Origin of the sequence: Rhizobium sp. P44RR-XXIV, assembly GCF_001999485.2 — a bacterium.
Lineage (GTDB): Bacteria > Pseudomonadota > Alphaproteobacteria > Rhizobiales > Rhizobiaceae > Rhizobium.
Genome location: NZ_MPVZ02000023.1, coordinates 153,466 through 173,101, shown reverse-complemented (window position 1 = coordinate 173,101; position 19,636 = coordinate 153,466). Strand labels below are relative to the sequence as shown.

The window sequence follows — 19,636 nt, the reverse complement described above, 5'->3', positions numbered from 1 at the left end:
AATCAGATGTCGAGATTGGCGACGTTCAGGGCATTGTCCTGAATGAACTCGCGCCGGGGCTCGACTTCATCGCCCATGAGCCGGGCAAACAAGCCATCGGCATCGGTCGCATCCGGAACCTTGACCTGCAGCAGCGAGCGCACGTTCGGATCAAGCGTCGTTTCCCAGAGCTGTTCGGCATTCATCTCGCCAAGGCCCTTATAGCGCTGCATGGTCAGACCCTTGCGGCCGACAGCGAAAATCGTTTCCAGCAGCTTGCGCGGTCCGGAAATCTCGGTCTGTCCATCGCGGCGCATAAGCTTCGGCGGTAGGTCGTAGGTTTCCTTCAGTCGGGCACCGAGCTGGTCGATGAGGCGTGCATCCTGCGAGCCAATCAGCGCCATGTCGAGAGAAACCACTTCCTTGACGCCGCGCACCACGCGCTCGAAGCGCAAACCGCCCTCGCCGGTTACAGCACCGCTCCAGCCGCGTTCGGTTTCCTCGGCGATGATATCGAGCCGCTTGGCAACATCATCAACGAGAACCGCGGCCCGGGTCGGGTCGCTGACCACCTCGGCATTGAGCGCGCCGGCAATTGCAGCCTGCTCCACGACATCGCGGTTATAGCGCGAATGCAGGTTGTCGATCAGCGTGCGCAGGCGCAATGCATCGTAGATAACCTCGCGCAGATCCTGGCCGGCACGTACTTCGCCGTTACCCAGGTGCAAGCTGGCATCGTCGAGACCCTGCCCGATCAGATATTCTTCCAGCGCCTTCTCGTCCTTCAGATACTGCACCGACTTGCCGCGCGTCACCTTATAGAGCGGCGGCTGAGCGATGTAGAGATGGCCGCGCTCGATGAGATCGGGCATCTGGCGGAAGAAGAAGGTCAGCAGCAGGGTGCGGATATGGGCGCCGTCGACGTCGGCGTCCGTCATGATGATGATCTTGTGGTAGCGCAGCTTGTCGGCGTTGAATTCGTCCTTGCCGATGCCGGTGCCAAGAGCGGTAATCAGCGTGCCGATTTCCTGGCTCGACAGCATCTTGTCGAAACGGGCGCGCTCGACGTTGAGGATCTTGCCGCGCAGCGGCAGGATCGCCTGGTTTTCGCGCGAACGGCCCTGCTTGGCGGAACCACCGGCCGAATCACCCTCGACGAGGAAGACTTCGGACTTGGCGGGATCGCGCTCGGAGCAGTCTGCCAGCTTGCCCGGCAGCGAGGCGATGTCGAGTGCGCCCTTGCGCCGGGTCAACTCACGCGCCTTGCGGGCAGCTTCGCGGGCGGCGGCCGCTTCGACGACCTTGCCCACCAGCACCTTTGCATCGGTCGGATGCTCCTCGAGCCAAGTGCCGAGCGCTTCGTTGACGAGGCTTTCGACCACCGGGCGGACTTCGGAGGAAACCAGCTTGTCCTTGGTCTGCGAGGAGAATTTCGGATCGGGAACCTTGACCGACAGAACCGCCGTCAGACCTTCGCGGCAGTCATCACCCGTCAGCGTCACCTTTTCTTTCTTGGTGATGCCGGATGATTCGCCGTAGGAGGTGATCTGGCGCGTCAGCGCGGCGCGGAAGCCGGCCATATGCGTGCCGCCGTCGCGCTGCGGGATGTTGTTGGTGAAGCAGAGCACGTTTTCGTGGTAGCTGTCATTCCACCACATGGCGACTTCAACCGTAATCCCGTCCTTCTCGCTGCGGATCGACACCGGCTTTTGAACCAGTGGCTTCTTGGCGCGGTCAAGATAGGAAACGAAGGCTTCCAGGCCGCCGTCATAGAGCATCTCTTCCTGCTTGATGTCGGAATGACGCTTGTCGGTGAGTAGGATGCGGACGCCGGAATTCAGGAAAGCGAGCTCGCGCAGGCGATGCTCCAGCGTGCCATAGTCGAATTCCGTCATGGTGAAGGTTTCGGAGCTCGGCATGAAGCTGACTTCCGTGCCGGTAGCATCACCGGCATCGCCGGTTTCCTTCAGCGGCGCATCGGCGACACCGTGGGTGAAGCTCATCTCATGGATCTTGCCATGACGGCGGATCTTCAGGCGCAGCCAGACCGAAAGTGCGTTGACGACAGAGACACCAACGCCGTGCAGACCACCGGAAACCTTGTAGGAATTCTGGTCAAACTTACCGCCTGCATGAAGCTGGGTCATGATGACTTCAGCCGCCGAAACACCTTCCCCACTGTGAATAGCCGTCGGAATGCCGCGACCATTGTCCGTGACCGTGACCGAACCGTCGGGATTGAGCGTTACCGTCACGATGTCAGCATAGCCGCCGAGCGCTTCGTCAATGGCATTGTCGACGACTTCGTAGACCATGTGATGCAGGCCCGAGCCGTCATCCGTATCACCGATATACATCCCGGGACGCTTGCGCACGGCGTCAAGGCCCTTGAGAACCTTGATGCTGTCTGCGCCATATTCGGCGCTGCCGCCGTTTTCGGTTATATCGGTCATTTTATTGAAGTCTTTCCAGTGTTTAGAGAATCTCGCCGATTGCTGCCGAATCAGCGGTTTTTCTTGCCCTGAATATAGGATGTTTCACCCCGAACTTCCAAACGGAAGGCCCCGAAATCAGGTATAAAACAGGGGATTACGGCGCTTTTCAGCCTGATTTTCCGCCATTTTCGAGAAGCTGGGATAGCTCTTTGATGGTGGCGGCGTCAAGATTGCGAATCTTGCCCGCCAGTCGGTTGACGAAAGCCGTATATTCGGGCGCCAGTCCCGATGTATCGACGACGATACGCGGGTCGGAAAAGCGCGCCACCAGGAACAATTCCTCGGCTTCATCCCAGATAATGTTGAAATATCCGGCGATGCGCTGCAGGAGATCGAAGGTCGGCGTGCCGCGCTTTCCGTGTTCTAAGGCGGATAAATAAGCCGGCGACACATTGAGCGCCGCCGCCATTTCCTTTTGCGAGACGCCCTTGCGCAGTCTCAGTTTTCGCACCGCTTCGCCGAAAGGGGTCAAGGTCTGTCCCCCTTTGGCCGGGACAGCCGAATATAGAGCGCACCGTCGCCGCCGTGATGTTGCGCCGCCGTCTCGTAGGAAGAAATCAGGAAGCGGAACTCCGGCTTGGAAAACCAGAGCGGCACGGCACGCTTGAGTGCGCCCTCGCTGCCCATGGAGCTGCCCTTGCCCGTTATGACGAGCACATGGCGAAGTCCCCGCCCATGAGCGTGCAGAAGGAAATCCAGAAGCATGCCATGCGCCTCGCTCTGGATGAGGCCGTGAAGGTCGATACGAGCTTCCAGCGCCAATCGCCCCTTGGCGATCTTGCGTTTGACCGGACGTTCGAGCTGATGATGCTTGCCGGAAGGCTGCTTTGCAGGTGTCGCTGCGTTTTGCGTCTCGGCCGGCGCTGCAGCCGTTGCCGATTTAGCCGCGCGTGCCTTTTCCTCGCTCTCCGCTTCAGCCGCCAATGCGGCTTCGAAGGCTTCCATATCGGCCATGCGGCCGGGCATCGGCCGGGCGCTTTTTGCGACCCTGCCCCAGAGGATGCGGTCCTCCGTGCTGAGCTTGCGCTCCTTGTCCTTTCGTTCCGGGGCCATCAGCCAAACCTCTGCGCCGCCGCCTTTGGAATGAGTATATAAAAATCGGCGTCATTGCGCACGGTGCCGGCAAGCTCACCGGCGTCATAGCCCGAGCCGGTAAAAATATCCCCGCGGGCCGGCCCGACGATCGCCGAACCGGTATCCAGCGCCAGCATCAACCTGGCGAACGGCCTGCCGTCGTCGAGATGGGTCAGGTTTTCCGAACGGATGAAGAAAGGAAAGCCGAACGTATGGATCAGCCGGTCCACCGCCAGAGAACGGCCTGATATCAGCGGCACCTTGGCGGCCGCGATCGGACCCAGGCTCTCGTCACTAACATCGGCCTCGCGGAAGAAAATATAGGATCTGTTGTGTGCGAGGACGTCATCGACCTCTTGCGGGTGCGCATAGAGCCAGTCGCGGATCGTCTGCATCGAAATCGTCGCCCGGTCGAGCAAGCCACGATCGATCAGCAAGCGGCCGACAGCGGAGAAGGCATGGCCGGCCTTGGCGGCATAGGTGATGCGGCCCAGGCGTCCATCGGGATAGCGCAGCCTGGCGGCGCCCTGCACATGCACAAAGAAGACATCGACCCTGGATTTCGCCCAGGCGATCTCCAGACCTTTGCCGTCCAGATAGCCACGATCGATCTCGCCGCGATCGGGATAGGCCGAGACGACGCCATCGCGAAGCCGACCGAACATGTAAGACGGATCGAGTTCCGCAGGCCTGTTGCTATCGTCGAGGTCGATCAGATCATCCGGTCGGCGATAGAACGGATAGCGGTAGGCTTCATCCGGGGTGGCGGAAACCTCGATTTCCGGCTCGAAAAACGCCGTGACAAAACCATTGCCTCCATCGCTGCGGCGGATGAAGAAGGGCTGGCAGTGCTCTTCGAAGAAAGCCCGTGCCTCGGCAGCGTCTTGCGGCTCGCGATCTTCGGCGGCATCAAGCAGCGCCAGGAGATCATTGCTGGTTAGCCCCACCGCACCGGTGCGATAGGGCTTCAGGTCGCGGATATGGATCCGACAGTCCTTCATAGCACGAAAAAGGCTGGAAGGATCATCATCCTCCCAGCCCTTCAGATCGGCGAAGGTTGCCGGCTCCAGCCTGAATTGCTGCAATGGGCTCGTCATTGTTCGGATTCGGTCGCCACAAGTTTCCAGTTCGGATCGCGCGAGCGCGTATCGCGGGAAAAGGTCCAGAGATCGCTGATCTCCGCCACGGTCTCCGCATCGCCATCGATCAGCGTATCGGCCTTGTCGTAGGTTGCCGAAATCATCTGGCTGACGAGGCGCATGGTGACGAAAACTTCCGTTCCCTTCATCTCGGCGCTGAGCATGTCTGCCTTGTCGATGCCGACGAAGGTCGATTTGATTTTCTCGCCCTTGGCCTCGCGATCGGCGATGGCGGCATCGAAGCCGTCATAGACCTCCCGCGACAAGAGCCCCTTCAGGGCCTTGCGGTCGCCATCGGCAAAAGCCATGACGATCATTTCGTAAGCCATGCGGGCGCCATTGACGAATTCCTTCGGATTGAAGGAGGGGTCGGCCTTGTTCACCTCGCGCAGCGAATCATTCAGCGGCGTGCCTGCCGGCGTGAAGGCGTCGATGGCGGCAAAACGATCTTCCTCTTCGGTCGCATCGCGACGTGGCAGGGTCACCACCTTGCCGGCATCCGGCGCCGTCTGACCATTTGCCGCATCGGTGGGGCTATAAAGATCGCGCGGCGGCTTCTCATTCCCCGTGCGGCGGCCAAGGACGCTGCGCAACTGAAAGAAGATCAGCACCGCTGCCACTAGGAAAAAGATCGTCACAAAGTCGTTTGCACCCATCTCGTATCGGAACCACCGTTAAAATTAAAGTTTCAATCCCCATATAGTCCGCATCGATCTATCATTCAAATAGCGGACCAGTTTCTTTATTATGCGTGATCAACTAACGATTATGCCTAGAAACCCGCATTCAGGACCACGGTACCATGCGCCTATCACTTCTTCCTATCTTCGTTTTTCTGATGCCGCTGGCGGAAATCGCCGGCTTTATCGTCGTCGGAAAGATGGTTGGCGTCTGGGCGACGCTGGGATTGGTGATCCTTAGCGCCATCCTCGGTGCGGCGCTCCTGAGAATTCAGGGGATCGGCATTCTGCAGCGCATCTCGACCGAGAGCCGCAACGGCGGTGATCCGGGCCGTGAGATGGTGCATGGCGCCATGATCGTGATCGCGGCCTTCTTCCTGATGCTGCCTGGCTTCATCTCCGACATTATCGGCCTGTTGCTGTTCATCCCCGCGGTCCGCGACATTGCCTGGAGAATCCTTCGCAACCGCATTGTCGTCGTCGGCAATTCCCGCGCCTTTCGCCGCGGGCCAGGACCCGGCAACGGTCCGCAAGCTCAGCCGCGCAACAAGGGAACGGTGGTCGATCTCGACGAAACCGATTTCCATCGCGAACCCAAGCGCAACTCGCCCTGGTCCGACCAGAAGCGGCTCGAGGACTAGCGCGGCGGCCAAAAAGCGCTGGGGTATAAGGGTTGTAAGCCCTAATTCGAAATGCTAGATGGCGACACCCATTGACGTGAGAGGACACCCCCATGGCCAACGAGACCAACGGCAACGGCGCTGCCAGCCCGAGCCTCAGCATCCTTGCTCAGTACACCAAGGATCTTTCCTTTGAAAATCCGGGTGCGCCGCGCTCGCTTCAGGCCCGGGAAAATGCTCCGGACATCAATATCAATGTCAACGTCAACGCCAATCCGCTGTCGGATTCGGATTTCGACGTCGTGCTGACGCTGAATGCCGAAGCCAAGGACGGCGATCGCGTTCTCTTCCACACCGAGCTGGTTTATGGCGGTGTCTTCCGCGTTACCGGCTTCCCGCAGGAACACATGCTGCCGCTGCTCTTCATCGAGTGCCCGCGCCTGCTCTTCCCCTTCGCACGCCAGATCATTGCCGACATCACCCGCAATGGCGGCTTCCCGCCGCTGATGATCGACCCGATCGATTTCGCGCAGATGTTCACGCAGCGCATGGCTGAAGAACAGACCCGCGCCCAGGTTTCGGCCGTTCCGAACTAAGCTTTGCTTCTTTCCATTGCTGGAAACAGAAATGCCCGGATCAACGTCCGGGCATTTTCTTTTGGTGCCTTGAGATATCCCTATTCGGACATGCGATATTTGGACCAGATTCCCTTCGCGCCGAGTTTGGCAACCAGTGCGGCATGGGCTGCCGCTTCTTCTTCGCTGACCCTGCCCGGCAGAGGATCGGGCCGCACGAAGATATCGGCGACGACGTCTTCCGCATCATCGTTCTGACGGGAACGCGCCGATGAACCGTTGCTGCTGCCGAGACCGAGCGCAGTCTGCCGGCCGCCGATCATCTCGATATAGACTTCGGCAAGCAGTTCGGAGTCGAGCAGCGCGCCGTGCCGGGTGCGGTGGGAGTTGTCGATGCCGTAGCGCCGGCAAAGCGCATCCAGCGAGTTCGGTCCCATCGGATGCTTGCGGCGCGCCATGGCCAGCGTGTCGATCACCATATCGGGCAGGATCGGCGGCCGTCCCAGCCGCGCGAACTCGGCATTGACGAAGCCCATGTCGAAGGTGGCGTTGTGCGCGATCCACTTGGCATCGCCGAAGAAATCGAGGATCTGATCGACGACGTCGGCAAAGGGCGGCTTGTCCTTCAACGACTCATCGGTGATGCCGTGCACGGCGAGCGCATCCGGATGAACCTTGCGGTCACCTGGATTGATATAAAGATGCAGCGTGTTCCCTGTCGGGAAATGGTTGATGAGCTCGATGCCGCCGATTTCGATGATGCGGTCTGCCCTGTTGTCCAGCCCGGTGGTTTCCGTATCGAAAATGATCTCGCGCATCAGGGCTCTCCGCTTTCGGGTGCATCGGCTTTCGGCTTGCGCCGCAGGTCCGCTATGATCTCTTTTACCTGTTCGCGCGCCGCATCGATGCTGCCGCCGGTATCGATGACGTAATCGGCACCTGCCCGCTTTTCCGCATCCGGCGTCTGGCGGGAGAGAATCATCTCGAATTTCTGCTCCGTCATACCCGGCCGGGCAAGCACCCTCTGCCTTTGAATCTGTGGATCGCAGCTGACGACGACGATCTTGTCCACCCTTTTGTCGCCACCGGTCTCGAACAGCAGCGGAATATCGAGCACCACCATATCGGCGCCCGCTTGTCGCCGAGTTTCGAGAAACAGGCGCTCGTGCTCGCGAACCAATGGATGGACGATAGCTTCCAGCCGCTTGAAGCCGGAGGGATCGGCCGCGAGCTTTCGGCCAAGCTCCTGCCGGTCGACCATTCCGTCCCTGATCGATCCCGGGAAAGCCGCTTCGACGAGGGGAACGGCTTCGCCGCTGTAGAGATCATGCACCACCGCATCGGAATCATTTACCGGGATGCCGGCTTCGGCAAACAGCTTTGCCGAGGTCGATTTTCCCATCCCTATCGATCCGGTGAGGCCGATTTTGATCATTTGTGTTTATCCATGTCGGCGACGATCAAGGCCCTCAGGGCTTCATCGACGACCGGGCGTTTCCCGAACCACTTTTCGAAACCCGGCACGGCCTGATGCAGCAGCATGCCAAGACCATCGACGATGGCAAAACCCTGCTCTTCGGCCTGCGCCAGAAGCGGCGTCTTCAGCGGCACATAGACAATGTCGGTAACGACGGCCCCTTTCACAAGAGGCGAAAAATCGATGTGCAGGGCCGCTTCGCCATCCATGCCGAGCGAAGTGGTGTTAATGAAGAGGCCGGCGCCCTGCATGACTTCGCCAAGTGCAGCCATCGGATGCGCGTGAACCCGCTCGCCGAAGCGATCGGCAAGTTCCTGCGCGCGGGCGACGGTGCGGTTGACGACATGGATCTCCTGGAAACCACGATCGCGGACGGCCTGGATGATGGCGCGGCTGGCGCCGCCCGCCCCGAGGATAACAGCCCGGCCACTGCGATCCCAACCGGGATGACGCTCATCGAGATTGGCCGTGAAACCCTGGCCATCGGTATTGGTCGCGTGAAGCAACCCATCTTGAAGCCACAGGGTGTTGGACGCACCGAGCTCTTTCGACAGTTCATCCGGCCGATCCACCGATTTGAACGCCAGTTCCTTGTGCGGGATGGTCACGTTGCCGCCGACAAAGCCGCTGGTACCGTCCTTCAGCGAGGTGATGAAGGCCGGAAAATCCTCCACGGAAACTTCATGCGCGCGGTAGCTGCCGGCAAGGCCAAGCTGACGGAGCCAATGACCATGGATCAGCGGCGAGCGGGAGTGCTTGACCGGATAGCCCGTGACGAAGGCTTTCGGAGCCAGTGTTTCACGTGAATCATCCATCGATCGCCCCCAATTCCCGCAGCTGCTGAAGGAGCGGCAGCATCGGCAGCCCCACAATAGTAAAGTAGTCGCCCTCGATTTTGGAGAAGAGCTGAATGCCCTCCCCCTCCAATTGATAGGCGCCAACGCTCGACAACGCCTTCTCGCCGACCCGGCTCAAATGCCGATGAATGAAATCGGGCGAGAGTTCCCGCACCGTCAGCTCGGCGTGTGACACGTGCTCCCAGATGATATCGCCGTTCCGCGCAAGCGCGATGGCGCTGTTCAGGCGATGGGTTTTACCCGACAACGTCCTCAAGTGATTTTCGGCGTCGGCCATGGACGTCGGCTTGTGGAAGACCTGGGCGCCAAGTGACATGGTCTGATCCGAGCCGATGACGAGCGAGCCCGGAAAGCGGTCACTCACTTCTTTAGCCTTGGCCTTGGCCAGCACCAGCGCCACCGCATCGGGGCTGGCGCCATTGCGCTCCAATGGCGCCTCGATCGAGCGCTCATCGACATTGGCCGGAATCGCTTGAAAATGCAGTCCTGCATTCTCCATCAGCATCCGCCGAAACGGGCTGGACGATGCAAGGATAAGGGGCACGGTCATGACGGCTGCCTCCGAAATAATGGTGTGCAGCGCTTAGCGCAGCTTGGGGCGCAGGGCAACAATGGCGGCGGCAGTCTCTTCGATGGAGCGGCGCGTGACATCGATGATCGGCCAATTATGCCGCGCACAGAGTGAGCGGGCATATTTCAGCTCTTCCGAGATGGCGGCGCGATCGGTGTAATCACCGCGATCGAAGCCAGGGGTCGTGCCGAGAATGCGGTTTTCGCGCACTTGCGATATCCGATCCGTCGTTGCCACCAGACCTACGATCAATGGCTTCGTCGCCCTGGCCAGGCTTTCCGGCAGGGGCACACCTGACACGATCGGAATGTTGGCGGTCTTGATACCACGGTTTGCCAGATAGATGCTGGTTGGCGTTTTCGAGGTTCGGCTGATGCCGATGATGACGACATCGGCATCGTCGTAATCATCCGGCATCTGCCCATCATCATGATCCATGGTGAAGTTCAGGGCTTCGATGCGGGCAAAGTAGTCAGCATTCATCACATGCTGCGCCCCGACTCGCCGGCGCGACGCCGTGCCGAGATAGGTCTGAAAGACATTCATGACCGGCTCGAGAACATTGACACAGGGCACACCCATCTCCCGGCAACGTTCATCGATGAAATCCGCGAGCTCGCGATCGACGATCGTATAGAGGACAATACCGGGGCTATGATCGATCGCTTCCAAAACCGGCAGGAGCTGCTTGCGATTCCGAATCAGCGGATAGACGTGCTCGATCGGCTGTGTGGCATGGAATTGAACGGAAGCAGCGCGCCCGGCAGAGATCAGAGTCTCTCCCGTTGAGTCAGAAATCAGGTGCAGATGAAAGAAGCTTGTTCGGTTTTCCACGCTACTTTCCATCACCTGTTGATATCCCGGGACAAAACAGAGGTACGAGAACCGGCCTCTCCTGGGCAAGTGGAAAACTGCCGAGTTTTCCACATTTGGGGTTTTCGTGGGGAGCCTTCAGCGAGGCCTGTGGGCAATGTGGACAAGATGAAGTAGGCCGGACAGGTCCCCACCTTATCCCCAGATACCGCTGGCAGAAGATTCCCCTCAAGCCTCTCAAAAGATTGAATAATCAATTCTGTTTTCCACATATCCTCGAAGCAGCACCGATATGATTGCACGATTGGCGATAGAGGCGCGACAAATTGGACAGGCTCTGGATGAGTTTTAATCCTTGATAGTCACCGACTCTAAGAAATAGAAACCTTTAGATATATGTTTGTTTTTATATAGGACGACGTCATTGACCGATGAACGCCGGAAGATCTTACGGGTGCTGAGCGGAGAAACGCTAAGCCCACCCCCTCTCTGGCTGATGCGTCAGGCTGGACGCTATCTGCCCGAATATCGGGAGACACGCGCCAAGGCAGGAAGCTTCCTCGATCTCTGTTATTCGCCTGACCATGCGGTGGAAGTGACGCTGCAGCCGATCCGTCGTTATGGCTTCGATGCGGCCATTCTCTTTTCCGACATCCTCGTCATCCCTGACGCATTGAAGCGCAATGTTCGCTTCACCGAGGGACACGGCCCCGAGATGGATCCGATCGATGAGGCGGGCATCCTGGCTTTGAAGCCTGAGGGCGTGATTGAATACCTTGCGCCTGTCATGGAGACGATCCGGAGGTTGCGGCGGGAGCTGCCCACCGAAACGACCCTTCTCGGCTTCTGTGGCGCGCCATGGACCGTTGCGACCTATATGATTGCCGGTCACGGCACTCCCGACCAGGCCCCTGCCCGCTTGTTCGCTTATCGTTATCCGAAGGCATTCGAACATCTACTGATGTTGCTCGCCGATATCTCCGCCGCTTACCTGGTGGCGCAGATCGATGCGGGCGCCGACGCTGTGCAGATTTTCGATTCCTGGGCCGGAGTGCTCGGCGAGAGGGAATTCGAGGCATTTGCCGTCAAACCGGTCGCGAGAATGATCGCCTCCGTCAAGGCGCAACGGCCGAATGCGCGGATCATCGCTTTCGCCAAGGGTGCGGGCTATCAGCTGAAGACCTACCGCCAGAAGACCGGTGCCGATGCGATCGGCCTGGATTGGTCGGTGCCGCTGGCTTTCGCGCGGGAACTGCAGCTGGAAGGCCCCGTGCAGGGCAACCTCGATCCGATGCGGGTCGTTGCCGGCGGAAAATCACTGGAGGACGGGATCGACGATATCCTGCAGTATCTCGGCAATGGTCCGCTGATTTTCAATCTTGGACACGGGATCACGCCGCAGGCAGACCCGGCCAATGTCGCAGCGCTCGTCGAGCGGGTTCGGGGATGGAGAGGCAGATGACAATCGAGAAACAGACGGATGCCGCACCCGGCAAAAAGGCGGGAATGCGCGCCTATTTCATGATCCTGATATTCGCCGCATTGGCGATCGGGCTGTTTGCCTGGCATCCGGCCGATCTCTATCTCTGGATCAAGGCGCTCCACATCATCGCGGTGATTTCCTGGATGGCCGGCATGCTCTATCTGCCGCGGCTTTTCGTCTATCACACCGATGCCGAGCCGGGGTCGCAGCAATCCGAAACCTTCAAGGTGATGGAACGGCGCCTGCTGCGGTACATCATAACGCCGGCGATGATCTTGACCTGGATCTTCGGGCTTTATCTCGCCTGGTCGGTCTATGATTTCCACGGCGGCTGGCTGCATGCGAAGATCGGGCTCGTTGTCCTGATGTCGGCTGTTCATGGCCATTTCAGCAGCGCGGCGCGCGCTTTTGCCCGTGACGAAAACAAGCGTTCGGCGCGCTATTGGCGCATGATGAACGAGGTGCCGACGCTGTTGATGATCGTGATTGTCATACTCGCTGTCGTGAAACCGTTTGCGTGAGACGAGGCTTTTTTAGCGGTGACGTTAAATTTCCTTCATTTTGCCTGCCCCCCTTGCGGGCCATAGACTGAATCGCTATTTTCCCGCCATCTCTTCTTCGTGGCATGTATCCATTCTGTCTCCCGCGAACGCCCCTATCGCGGTTCTGAATACGAGCAACATTGCCTTTCCCCTCCTAAAAAATGAGTAACTCCCTTCATGGCTGAAATGAAGCTTCAAGAACTGAAAAACAAATCCCCGACCGACCTCCTGGCCTTTGCCGAGTCGCTCGAGGTCGAAAACGCCAGCACGATGCGCAAACAGGAATTGATGTTTGCGATCTTGAAGGTGCTCGCAAGCCAGGACGTAGAAATTATCGGCGAGGGCGTCGTCGAAGTTCTGCAGGACGGCTTCGGTTTCCTTCGCTCCGCCAATGCCAATTACCTTCCCGGCCCAGACGACATCTACATTTCTCCCTCCCAGATCCGCCGCTTCTCGCTGAAGACGGGCGACACGGTCGAGGGACCGATCCGTGGTCCGAAGGAAGGCGAGCGCTATTTCGCGCTGCTGAAAGTCAACACCATCAATTTCGACGATCCGGAAAAGATCCGTCACAAGGTTCATTTCGACAATCTGACGCCGCTCTATCCGAATGAGCGTTTCCGCATGGAGCTCGACGTCCCGACGTCGAAGGATCTTTCGCCGCGCGTCATCGATCTGGTCGCGCCGCTCGGCAAGGGCCAGCGCGGCCTGATCGTCGCACCGCCGCGTACCGGTAAGACCGTTCTCTTGCAGAACATCGCTCACTCGATCACCGCCAATCATCCCGATTGCTATCTGATCGTTCTCCTGATCGACGAACGCCCGGAAGAAGTGACCGACATGCAGCGCTCCGTGCGCGGCGAAGTCATCTCCTCGACCTTCGACGAACCGGCTGTGCGCCACGTTCAGGTTGCCGAAATGGTCATCGAGAAGGCCAAGCGTCTGGTCGAGCATGGCCGCGACGTTGTCATCCTGCTCGATTCGATCACCCGCCTCGGCCGCGCCTACAATACCGTCGTTCCCTCCTCCGGCAAGGTTCTGACCGGTGGTGTCGACGCCAACGCCCTGCAGCGCCCGAAGCGCTTCTTCGGTGCCGCCCGTAACATCGAAGAGGGTGGCTCGCTGACGATCATCGCGACTGCGCTGATCGATACCGGCAGCCGCATGGACGAAGTCATCTTCGAAGAATTCAAGGGCACCGGTAACTCGGAAATCGTGCTCGACCGCAAGGTTGCCGACAAGCGCATCTTCCCGGCGATGGATATCCTCAAGTCCGGTACGCGTAAGGAAGATCTGTTGGTGCCGCGTCAGGACCTGCAGAAGATCTTCGTTCTGCGCCGTATCCTCGCGCCGATGGGCACGACCGACGCGATCGAATTCCTGATCGACAAGTTGAAGCAGACGAAGACCAACCCCGATTTCTTCGAGTCGATGAATACCTAATTCATGGACTGAATTCGCCGGACTGTCATTTCGATGACGGTTCGGGATATGGTACGATCGGGTCGCCTTGTGCGGCCCGATTTTCATTTATGGAGTCCGAGGACTTCCTGCGCAATTTGCGATCGATTCGGAAGCGGATCAATTTATGCACGCGACAAACAAAACGATCTACGCTCTCTCGAGTGGGAGCCTTCCGGCCGGTGTGGCGGTGGTTCGCATCAGCGGTGCCGCGGCTTTGACCGTCGCTGAATCACTGGCAGGCGCTTTACCGCCGGCGCGACATGCAGCCCTTAAATCGATTCGGACTCGTAACGGTCTTCTTATCGACCGTGGGCTCGTACTCACATTTCCGGGTCCAGCCTCTTTCACTGGCGAGGATTGTGTCGAGATCCACGTTCACGGCGGTAAGGCAGTCGTTGCAGCACTGCTGGCCGAGCTCTCGACATTCGATAATTGCCGTCTCGCTGAACATGGTGAATTCACAAGGCGCGCGATGGAAAACGGCAGGATGGATCTTGTCGAGGTCGAAGGGCTTGCCGATCTCATCAGCGCGGAAACGGAGATGCAGCGACGGCTGGCCATGGAGCATGCGGCCGGTGGTCTCTCTGATCTCTATGATGGCTGGGCGGATCGCCTCACCCGTGCACGGGCGCTGATCGAGGCCGAACTCGATTTTGCCGATGAGGATGATGTTCCGGGCTCGGTGTCGGACCTGGTGTGGAAGGATATGGAACGGCTCCGTTCCGAACTTTCGGAGCATCTGGCCGGAGCCGATTTCGGCGAAATCATCAGGGATGGCTTGAAGGTGGTTATTGCCGGCCCGCCAAACGCCGGCAAATCGAGCCTGATGAACATATTGGCGAAACGCGAAGTGGCGATTGTAACGGATGTCGCGGGAACAACCAGAGACGTTCTGCATGTCGACCTCAATATTGAGGGCTATGCCGTCAAACTGTACGATACGGCCGGCCTGCGCGAAACGGAAGAGCGTGTTGAGCGGGAAGGAATTCGCCGCGCGCTTAAAACCGTTGCCGACGCCGATCTGGTTCTGTCCCTTGCTGAAATCGGCCAGCCCGCTCAAACAGACTTTCCCGACTTCGTCGGTGATGTTCTGACAATCGGCACCAAGTCCGATATTCGTGATGGTGGTGAAGATGGCTACGACCTGCTGGTTTCATCAGAGACCGGATCGGGATTGGCGGCGCTTCATCAATGCCTGCTGAGGAACCTGCAGGATCGCTCAGCGTCCTTGTCCCTCGCCTTGCCAAGCCGATTGCGTCATCGAGGGTTGCTCTCAGAGAGCCTGAAGGCCTTGGATGCCGCTGTAGGTTCAGCAGGCCACGGTCTCGACATAAGGGCGGAATATCTACGGCAAAGCGCAAACAGCTTGGGCCGTATTACCGGGCGGGTCGATGTCGAGGATTTGCTCGATGTTATCTTCTCAGAATTCTGCATCGGCAAATGATTCACGTGAAACACGGCCAGCGGCACTGCCGGTGGCACCATTTGCTGACGTTTCACGTGAAACCTTCTTGACTCCCAAAACCGATGTGCCAAACAAGCGGCTTCATCGAGGATCGCGATTATGCTCGACACTATATATGATGTCATCGTTGTAGGGGGTGGCCACGCCGGTAGCGAGGCCGCGGCTGCGGCCGCGCGTTTGGGTGCCCGCACGGCTCTTATCACCCATAAGCGCAGCACGATCGGCGTCATGTCCTGCAATCCGGCCATCGGCGGACTTGGCAAGGGGCATCTTGTGCGTGAGATCGACGCCCTGGATGGTCTCATGGGCCGCATGGCCGATGCCGGTGGTATCCAATTCCGTATGCTGAACCGGAAAAAGGGTCCTGCGGTTCGCGGCCCTCGAACGCAGGCTGACCGCAAGCTCTATCGGCTCGCGATGCAGGCGGAAATCGACAACACTGCCAATCTTAACGTGATCGAGGGTGATGCCTTTGATCTGACGATAGAACAGGGGCGTGTTTCGGCCGTTGTGCTGAAGGATGGCAGAATTTTCCGCTGCGGCGCCGTCGTTCTAACGACCGGCACCTTTTTGCGCGGCCTGATCCATATTGGTGATAAGAAGATTCCAGCCGGCCGTGTTGGAGAAGAGCCGTCAGTCGGTCTGTCCGGGACGCTGCTGCGATATGGGCTGGCACTCGGTCGGCTCAAGACCGGGACACCGGCTCGCTTGGATGGCGCCACGATCGATTGGGAATCAGTTGGTAGGCAAGGTGCAGACGAGGATCCGACACCATTTTCCTTCATGACCGATAGTATCACAAACCCGCAGATCGAGTGTGGGGTGACGCGTACAACGAGCGAAACTCATCGGATCATCGCCGAGAACCTCAATCGTTCCGCCATGTATTCCGGCCAGATCGAGGGCATCGGCCCGCGCTATTGCCCGTCGATCGAAGACAAGATCGTCAAGTTCGGCGAGCGCGACGGCCACCAGATCTTCCTCGAACCGGAAGGTCTCGACGATACGACGGTTTACCCGAATGGCATTTCGACCTCCTTGCCCGAAGAGGTTCAGGATGCTTTCATCAGAACCATTCCGGGTCTGGAACGAGTCAGCATCCTGCAGTGCGGCTATGCAATCGAGTATGACCACGTCGATCCGCGGGAGCTGAAGCTGTCGCTGGAAGTCGAGAAAATCCCGGGATTGTTCCTGGCGGGCCAGATCAATGGCACTACCGGCTATGAAGAGGCTGGCGCGCAGGGTCTTGTTGCCGGGTTGAATGCCGCGCGGCTGGCATCTGGCGGGCAGCCGGTGGAGTTCAGCCGTACAGAATCCTATATCGGCGTCATGATCGATGATCTGACGTCGCGAGGCGTTGCCGAGCCCTATCGTATGTTCACCTCCCGGGCGGAGTATCGACTGTCGTTGCGAGCTGACAATGCGGATGTGCGCCTGACGCCGATCGGGCAGGCTATTGGCTGTGTTGGCACTGACCGCGCGCAGCGGTTCGAGCGTTATACCAAAAAGCTCGAGGAGGCGCGTATTCAGTTGAAAGAGCTGTCGGTGACGCCGAGCGAGGCGGCAAAGGCGGGTTTGCATCTGAACAAGGATGGCCAGCGTCGGTCTGCCTACGAACTTCTTTCATACCCGGACCAGTCGATCGAATCGCTGTCGCGGCTATGGCCTCAATTGGGCTCGATCGAGCGGAATGTCGGTGAGGCCGTCGAGATTGAAGCAGCCTACGCCGTTTATATGGATCGGCAGACCGCGGATATTGTTCAGGCCAGGAAAGAGGAAGAGCGCGCTATTCCCACCGACTTTGATTTTGCCGTTCTTTCCGGCCTGTCCAACGAGCTGAAGCAGAAGCTGATCGCTGCTCGTCCGAAGAATATTGCTCAGGTATCCCGCATCGACGGGATGACCCCGGCCGCTATTTCCTTGCTGCTGGCGCATCTTCGGAAGCTAGGCAGCGCAGAGAAGCAAAAGCTCGTTTCTTAAATTTGCAAGGTTTGAGAGTCCAGAATATGGAATTGAACGGTGTACGTGTTTCACGTGAAACACAGGAGCGGTTGCAGCATTTTGCCCAGCTTTTCCAGAAATGGGCAAAAACGATCAACCTTGTAGCGCCATCGACGATTGATGACCTCTGGCGGCGCCACATCGCCGACAGCGCACAGATTTTCCAGATTCACCCCAGGACTGATCATTGGGTTGACCTAGGTAGCGGCGGTGGTTTTCCGGGGGTGATCACCGCGATTCTGCTTTCGGAACACGGCGCCGGGCATGTCGATCTGGTGGAGAGCAACCAGAAGAAGGCCGCTTTTCTACGCGTCTGTTTGCGGGAATGTGGCGCTCGCGGCACTGTTCATGCTGTTCGGATCGAGGAAGCGCCGGCGGCTATCCAACATTGCGATATTATTTCGGCGCGTGCCCTCGCCGAGCTTGAAGGGCTGCTCGATTATTCGGCTCCCTGGCTCGAGCGCAACGAGAATTTGATTCTTCTGCTGCATAAAGGCCGGGATTATGAACGCGAGCTTGAGAAAGCCCGTGGTCGTTGGGAATTCGATCTGGTAAAACATCAGAGTGTCGTCGAGCGAGATTCCGTAATTTTGGAACTGAGTCGCCTTCGGCGCCTGATTTAACCGGAATTGGATGTGCGACAGATGATCGGCGAGCGAAATCGGATTATTACCATCGCAAATCAGAAGGGTGGCGTCGGAAAGACTACGACGGCGATCAATCTGGCGACGGCGCTGGCCGCGATTGGCGAGCGCGTTTTGATCGTTGATCTTGATCCGCAGGGCAATGCGAGCACCGGCCTCGGGATCGAGCGTCGGGATCGAAAGCAATCATCCTATGACCTTTTGGCCGGGACTCACACGATTCTGGAGACAGTCCAGGAAACTGCCGTCCCGAATCTTTTTATCGTGCCGTCAACCATGGATCTGCTTGGCGTCGAGATGGAAATTGCGCAGCAACCAGATCGCGTCTTCAGGCTTCGCCGCGCACTGAACACCCCGGATGCGCTTTCCTTCTCCTATATTCTGGTTGATTGCCCACCTTCTTTCAATTTGTTAACCATGAATGCCATGGCGGCTGCACATTCGGTGCTGGTGCCGTTGCAATGCGAATTTTTTGCGCTTGAAGGCCTCAGCCAGTTGCTTGAGACCGTTGATCAGGTTCGGCGTACCGTCAATCCGTCGCTCGATATTCAGGGTATCGTGCTGACAATGTTTGACTCCCGTAACAATCTCGCCCAGCAGGTTGTCAGCGATGTACGCACGCATTTGGGTGAAAAAGTCTACCATACGTTGATTCCGCGCAACGTACGCGTGTCCGAGGCCCCTTCCTATGGCAAGCCTGCTATTCTCTACGATCTGAAGTGCGCGGGCAGCCAGGCCTATTTGCAGCTGGCCTCCGAAGTTATCCAGCGAGAGCGGCAACGCAAGGCCGCAGCCTGATTATAGTATTTGTTCCAGAGTGAGTACCGGTGATGAATGATGATCCTTCGAAGCGGCGTCTTGGGCGCGGACTAGCAGCTCTCATTGGAGAGATGGACCAGCCGACGCCTGTGGATGCCGGGAAACCGGCGGTCAATCCGGATCGCATGGTGCCGATCGAATTCATCAGCCGTAATCCGCGCAATCCACGTCGCTACTTTGATGAAACAGAGCTTCACGATCTCGCCAGCTCTATTCGTCAGCACGGCATCGTGCAGCCGGTCGTCGTTCGCACTGTTTCGGCAGATCGCTATGAGATCATCGCCGGTGAAAGACGCTGGCGGGCGGCACAACTTGCTGGTTTGATTGAGATTCCGGTCATCGTCCGAGATGTGGACGACAAGACGGCGCTGGAAATCGCCATTGTCGAGAATGTTCAGCGCGCCGATCTCAATCCATTGGAAGAGGCTCTGGGTTATGAGCAGCTGATAGCCGAGCATGGCTACACGCAGAATGATCTTGGCGAGATCATCGGCAAAAGCCGCAGTCACGTCGCCAACTCCCTGCGGTTGCTGAAGCTGCCTGATCCTGTGCGCGATATGCTTGCCGGCGGCAGTCTGTCGGCGGGCCATGCGCGGGCGCTGGTGTCTACGTCCGATCCGACCACCCTCGCCCGCACAATCGTTTCGAAGGGCATGTCGGTTCGCGATGCCGAGCGATTGGCGCAGAACGACATCAAGGCGCAGAATGATCCCCGTCCCGCCGGACCGCGCAAGGATGAAAAGGATTCCGACACGCTGGCGCTGGAGCGCACTCTGTCGGATACGCTCGGGCTCGATGTTGCGATCAACCATCGCGGCAGTGGCGGGCAGGTCAAAATATCCTACAAGACGCTGGAGCAGCTTGAGGAAATCTGCCGGCTGCTCGAGCGCCGCTAGGGTAATTTCAGGAAGCCGTATAACGGTTTTTCGCAGAAATTA

20 protein-coding genes are annotated in these 19,636 nt (G+C 58.4%); 10 read left to right on the top strand and 10 right to left on the bottom strand.

The window, feature by feature from the left end:
- Positions 1-2: 2 nt before the first annotated feature.
- From gyrB to BSK43_RS03620, 5 genes are all read right to left on the bottom strand, one after another.
- Positions 3-2,432 (bottom strand): DNA topoisomerase (ATP-hydrolyzing) subunit B, encoded by a 2,430-nt coding sequence (gyrB, locus tag BSK43_RS03640; RefSeq protein WP_077470409.1) that lies wholly within the window; start codon positions 2,430-2,432, stop codon positions 3-5.
- Positions 2,433-2,580: 148 nt separating this feature from the next.
- Complete coding sequence (locus tag BSK43_RS03635; protein WP_068390414.1) at positions 2,581-2,946, bottom strand: helix-turn-helix transcriptional regulator; 366 nt, start codon at positions 2,944-2,946, stop codon at positions 2,581-2,583.
- A complete protein-coding gene (locus BSK43_RS03630; RefSeq protein WP_077470410.1) occupies positions 2,943-3,527 on the bottom strand; it encodes a Smr/MutS family protein in 585 nt (194 codons plus the stop codon). The genes BSK43_RS03635 and BSK43_RS03630 overlap by 4 nt, the downstream gene beginning before the upstream one ends.
- Complete coding sequence (locus tag BSK43_RS03625) at positions 3,527-4,645, bottom strand: murein transglycosylase A (RefSeq protein ID WP_136686706.1); 1,119 nt, start codon at positions 4,643-4,645, stop codon at positions 3,527-3,529. Before BSK43_RS03625 ends, BSK43_RS03630 begins: the two co-directional genes overlap by 1 nt.
- On the bottom strand, positions 4,642-5,343 hold the full coding sequence (locus BSK43_RS03620; protein ID WP_068390402.1) for a Tim44/TimA family putative adaptor protein: 702 nt from the start codon (positions 5,341-5,343) through the stop codon (positions 4,642-4,644). The genes BSK43_RS03625 and BSK43_RS03620 overlap by 4 nt, the downstream gene beginning before the upstream one ends.
- 146 nt (positions 5,344-5,489) lie before the next feature.
- On the opposite strand from BSK43_RS03620, the gene BSK43_RS03615 reads away from it, so the two are divergent.
- The gene (locus tag BSK43_RS03615) at positions 5,490-6,008 is read left to right on the top strand and encodes an FxsA family protein (RefSeq protein WP_077470411.1); all 519 of its coding nucleotides are present in this window, start codon (positions 5,490-5,492) and stop codon (positions 6,006-6,008) included.
- A gap of 92 nt (positions 6,009-6,100) precedes the next feature.
- A complete protein-coding gene (gene secB / locus BSK43_RS03610; RefSeq protein WP_068390396.1) occupies positions 6,101-6,583 on the top strand; it encodes a protein-export chaperone SecB in 483 nt (160 codons plus the stop codon).
- Between the two features lie 80 nt (positions 6,584-6,663).
- Here the strand turns inward: secB and dnaQ are convergent, their stop codons facing one another.
- The 5 genes from dnaQ to BSK43_RS03585 are packed head-to-tail and all read right to left on the bottom strand — an operon-like array spanning position 6,664 to position 10,301.
- Positions 6,664-7,380: a DNA polymerase III subunit epsilon gene (gene dnaQ / locus BSK43_RS03605; protein ID WP_077470412.1), complete on the bottom strand. Its 717-nt coding sequence runs from the start codon at positions 7,378-7,380 to the stop codon at positions 6,664-6,666.
- Entirely contained in the window at positions 7,380-7,997 is a 618-nt protein-coding gene (gene coaE, locus BSK43_RS03600) for a dephospho-CoA kinase (RefSeq protein WP_077470413.1), read from the bottom strand. Before coaE ends, dnaQ begins: the two co-directional genes overlap by 1 nt.
- Complete coding sequence (locus BSK43_RS03595; protein WP_077470414.1) at positions 7,994-8,854, bottom strand: shikimate dehydrogenase; 861 nt, start codon at positions 8,852-8,854, stop codon at positions 7,994-7,996. The genes coaE and BSK43_RS03595 overlap by 4 nt, the downstream gene beginning before the upstream one ends.
- Positions 8,847-9,446 (bottom strand): Maf-like protein, encoded by a 600-nt coding sequence (locus BSK43_RS03590; protein ID WP_077470415.1) that lies wholly within the window; start codon positions 9,444-9,446, stop codon positions 8,847-8,849. The genes BSK43_RS03595 and BSK43_RS03590 overlap by 8 nt, the downstream gene beginning before the upstream one ends.
- 33 nt (positions 9,447-9,479) lie before the next feature.
- Complete coding sequence (locus BSK43_RS03585) at positions 9,480-10,301, bottom strand: pyruvate, water dikinase regulatory protein (protein WP_068390558.1); 822 nt, start codon at positions 10,299-10,301, stop codon at positions 9,480-9,482.
- 403 nt (positions 10,302-10,704) lie between these two features.
- On the opposite strand from BSK43_RS03585, the gene hemE reads away from it, so the two are divergent.
- From hemE to BSK43_RS03545, 8 genes are all read left to right on the top strand, one after another.
- The gene (hemE, locus tag BSK43_RS03580) at positions 10,705-11,742 is read left to right on the top strand and encodes a uroporphyrinogen decarboxylase (RefSeq protein WP_077470416.1); all 1,038 of its coding nucleotides are present in this window, start codon (positions 10,705-10,707) and stop codon (positions 11,740-11,742) included.
- On the top strand, positions 11,739-12,284 hold the full coding sequence (gene hemJ / locus BSK43_RS03575; protein ID WP_205910586.1) for a protoporphyrinogen oxidase HemJ: 546 nt from the start codon (positions 11,739-11,741) through the stop codon (positions 12,282-12,284). The genes hemE and hemJ overlap by 4 nt, the downstream gene beginning before the upstream one ends.
- Before the next feature lie 198 nt (positions 12,285-12,482).
- Positions 12,483-13,748 (top strand): transcription termination factor Rho, encoded by a 1,266-nt coding sequence (gene rho, locus BSK43_RS03570; RefSeq protein WP_136686704.1) that lies wholly within the window; start codon positions 12,483-12,485, stop codon positions 13,746-13,748.
- Positions 13,749-13,893: 145 nt separating this feature from the next.
- Positions 13,894-15,213 carry a tRNA uridine-5-carboxymethylaminomethyl(34) synthesis GTPase MnmE gene (gene mnmE / locus BSK43_RS03565; RefSeq protein WP_077470521.1) on the top strand — a complete coding sequence of 440 codons (1,320 nt, stop codon included), beginning with the start codon at positions 13,894-13,896 and terminating at the stop codon, positions 15,211-15,213.
- A gap of 120 nt (positions 15,214-15,333) precedes the next feature.
- Positions 15,334-17,214, top strand: coding sequence for a tRNA uridine-5-carboxymethylaminomethyl(34) synthesis enzyme MnmG (gene mnmG, locus BSK43_RS03560; RefSeq protein ID WP_077470417.1), 1,881 nt, complete (start codon positions 15,334-15,336; stop codon positions 17,212-17,214).
- 26 nt (positions 17,215-17,240) lie between these two features.
- Positions 17,241-17,858, top strand: a complete 618-nt coding sequence (gene rsmG / locus BSK43_RS03555; RefSeq protein WP_077470418.1) for a 16S rRNA (guanine(527)-N(7))-methyltransferase RsmG — start codon at positions 17,241-17,243, stop codon at positions 17,856-17,858.
- 21 nt (positions 17,859-17,879) lie between these two features.
- On the top strand, positions 17,880-18,677 hold the full coding sequence (locus BSK43_RS03550; protein ID WP_077470419.1) for a ParA family protein: 798 nt from the start codon (positions 17,880-17,882) through the stop codon (positions 18,675-18,677).
- A gap of 32 nt (positions 18,678-18,709) precedes the next feature.
- Positions 18,710-19,594 carry a ParB/RepB/Spo0J family partition protein gene (locus tag BSK43_RS03545; protein WP_077470420.1) on the top strand — a complete coding sequence of 295 codons (885 nt, stop codon included), beginning with the start codon at positions 18,710-18,712 and terminating at the stop codon, positions 19,592-19,594.
- Positions 19,595-19,636 lie beyond the last annotated feature (42 nt).

Excerpts from the sequence above, each read along its gene's own strand:
- gyrB (WP_077470409.1), bottom strand. The coding sequence starts at position 2,432 with ATGACCGATATAACCGAAAACGGCGGCAGCGCCGAATATGGCGCAGAC.
- BSK43_RS03630 (WP_077470410.1), bottom strand. The coding sequence starts at position 3,527 with ATGGCCCCGGAACGAAAGGACAAGGAGCGCAAGCTCAGCACGGAGGAC.
- BSK43_RS03625 (WP_136686706.1), bottom strand. The coding sequence starts at position 4,645 with ATGACGAGCCCATTGCAGCAATTCAGGCTGGAGCCGGCAACCTTCGCC.
- BSK43_RS03620 (WP_068390402.1), bottom strand. The coding sequence starts at position 5,343 with ATGGGTGCAAACGACTTTGTGACGATCTTTTTCCTAGTGGCAGCGGTG.
- BSK43_RS03615 (WP_077470411.1), top strand. The coding sequence starts at position 5,490 with ATGCGCCTATCACTTCTTCCTATCTTCGTTTTTCTGATGCCGCTGGCG.
- secB (WP_068390396.1), top strand. The coding sequence starts at position 6,101 with ATGGCCAACGAGACCAACGGCAACGGCGCTGCCAGCCCGAGCCTCAGC.
- dnaQ (WP_077470412.1), bottom strand. The coding sequence starts at position 7,380 with ATGCGCGAGATCATTTTCGATACGGAAACCACCGGGCTGGACAACAGG.
- coaE (WP_077470413.1), bottom strand. The coding sequence starts at position 7,997 with ATGATCAAAATCGGCCTCACCGGATCGATAGGGATGGGAAAATCGACC.
- BSK43_RS03595 (WP_077470414.1), bottom strand. The coding sequence starts at position 8,854 with ATGGATGATTCACGTGAAACACTGGCTCCGAAAGCCTTCGTCACGGGC.
- BSK43_RS03590 (WP_077470415.1), bottom strand. The coding sequence starts at position 9,446 with ATGACCGTGCCCCTTATCCTTGCATCGTCCAGCCCGTTTCGGCGGATG.
- hemJ (WP_205910586.1), top strand. The coding sequence starts at position 11,739 with ATGACAATCGAGAAACAGACGGATGCCGCACCCGGCAAAAAGGCGGGA.
- rho (WP_136686704.1), top strand. The coding sequence starts at position 12,483 with ATGGCTGAAATGAAGCTTCAAGAACTGAAAAACAAATCCCCGACCGAC.
- mnmE (WP_077470521.1), top strand. The coding sequence starts at position 13,894 with ATGCACGCGACAAACAAAACGATCTACGCTCTCTCGAGTGGGAGCCTT.
- mnmG (WP_077470417.1), top strand. The coding sequence starts at position 15,334 with ATGCTCGACACTATATATGATGTCATCGTTGTAGGGGGTGGCCACGCC.
- rsmG (WP_077470418.1), top strand. The coding sequence starts at position 17,241 with ATGGAATTGAACGGTGTACGTGTTTCACGTGAAACACAGGAGCGGTTG.
- BSK43_RS03550 (WP_077470419.1), top strand. The coding sequence starts at position 17,880 with ATGATCGGCGAGCGAAATCGGATTATTACCATCGCAAATCAGAAGGGT.
- BSK43_RS03545 (WP_077470420.1), top strand. The coding sequence starts at position 18,710 with ATGAATGATGATCCTTCGAAGCGGCGTCTTGGGCGCGGACTAGCAGCT.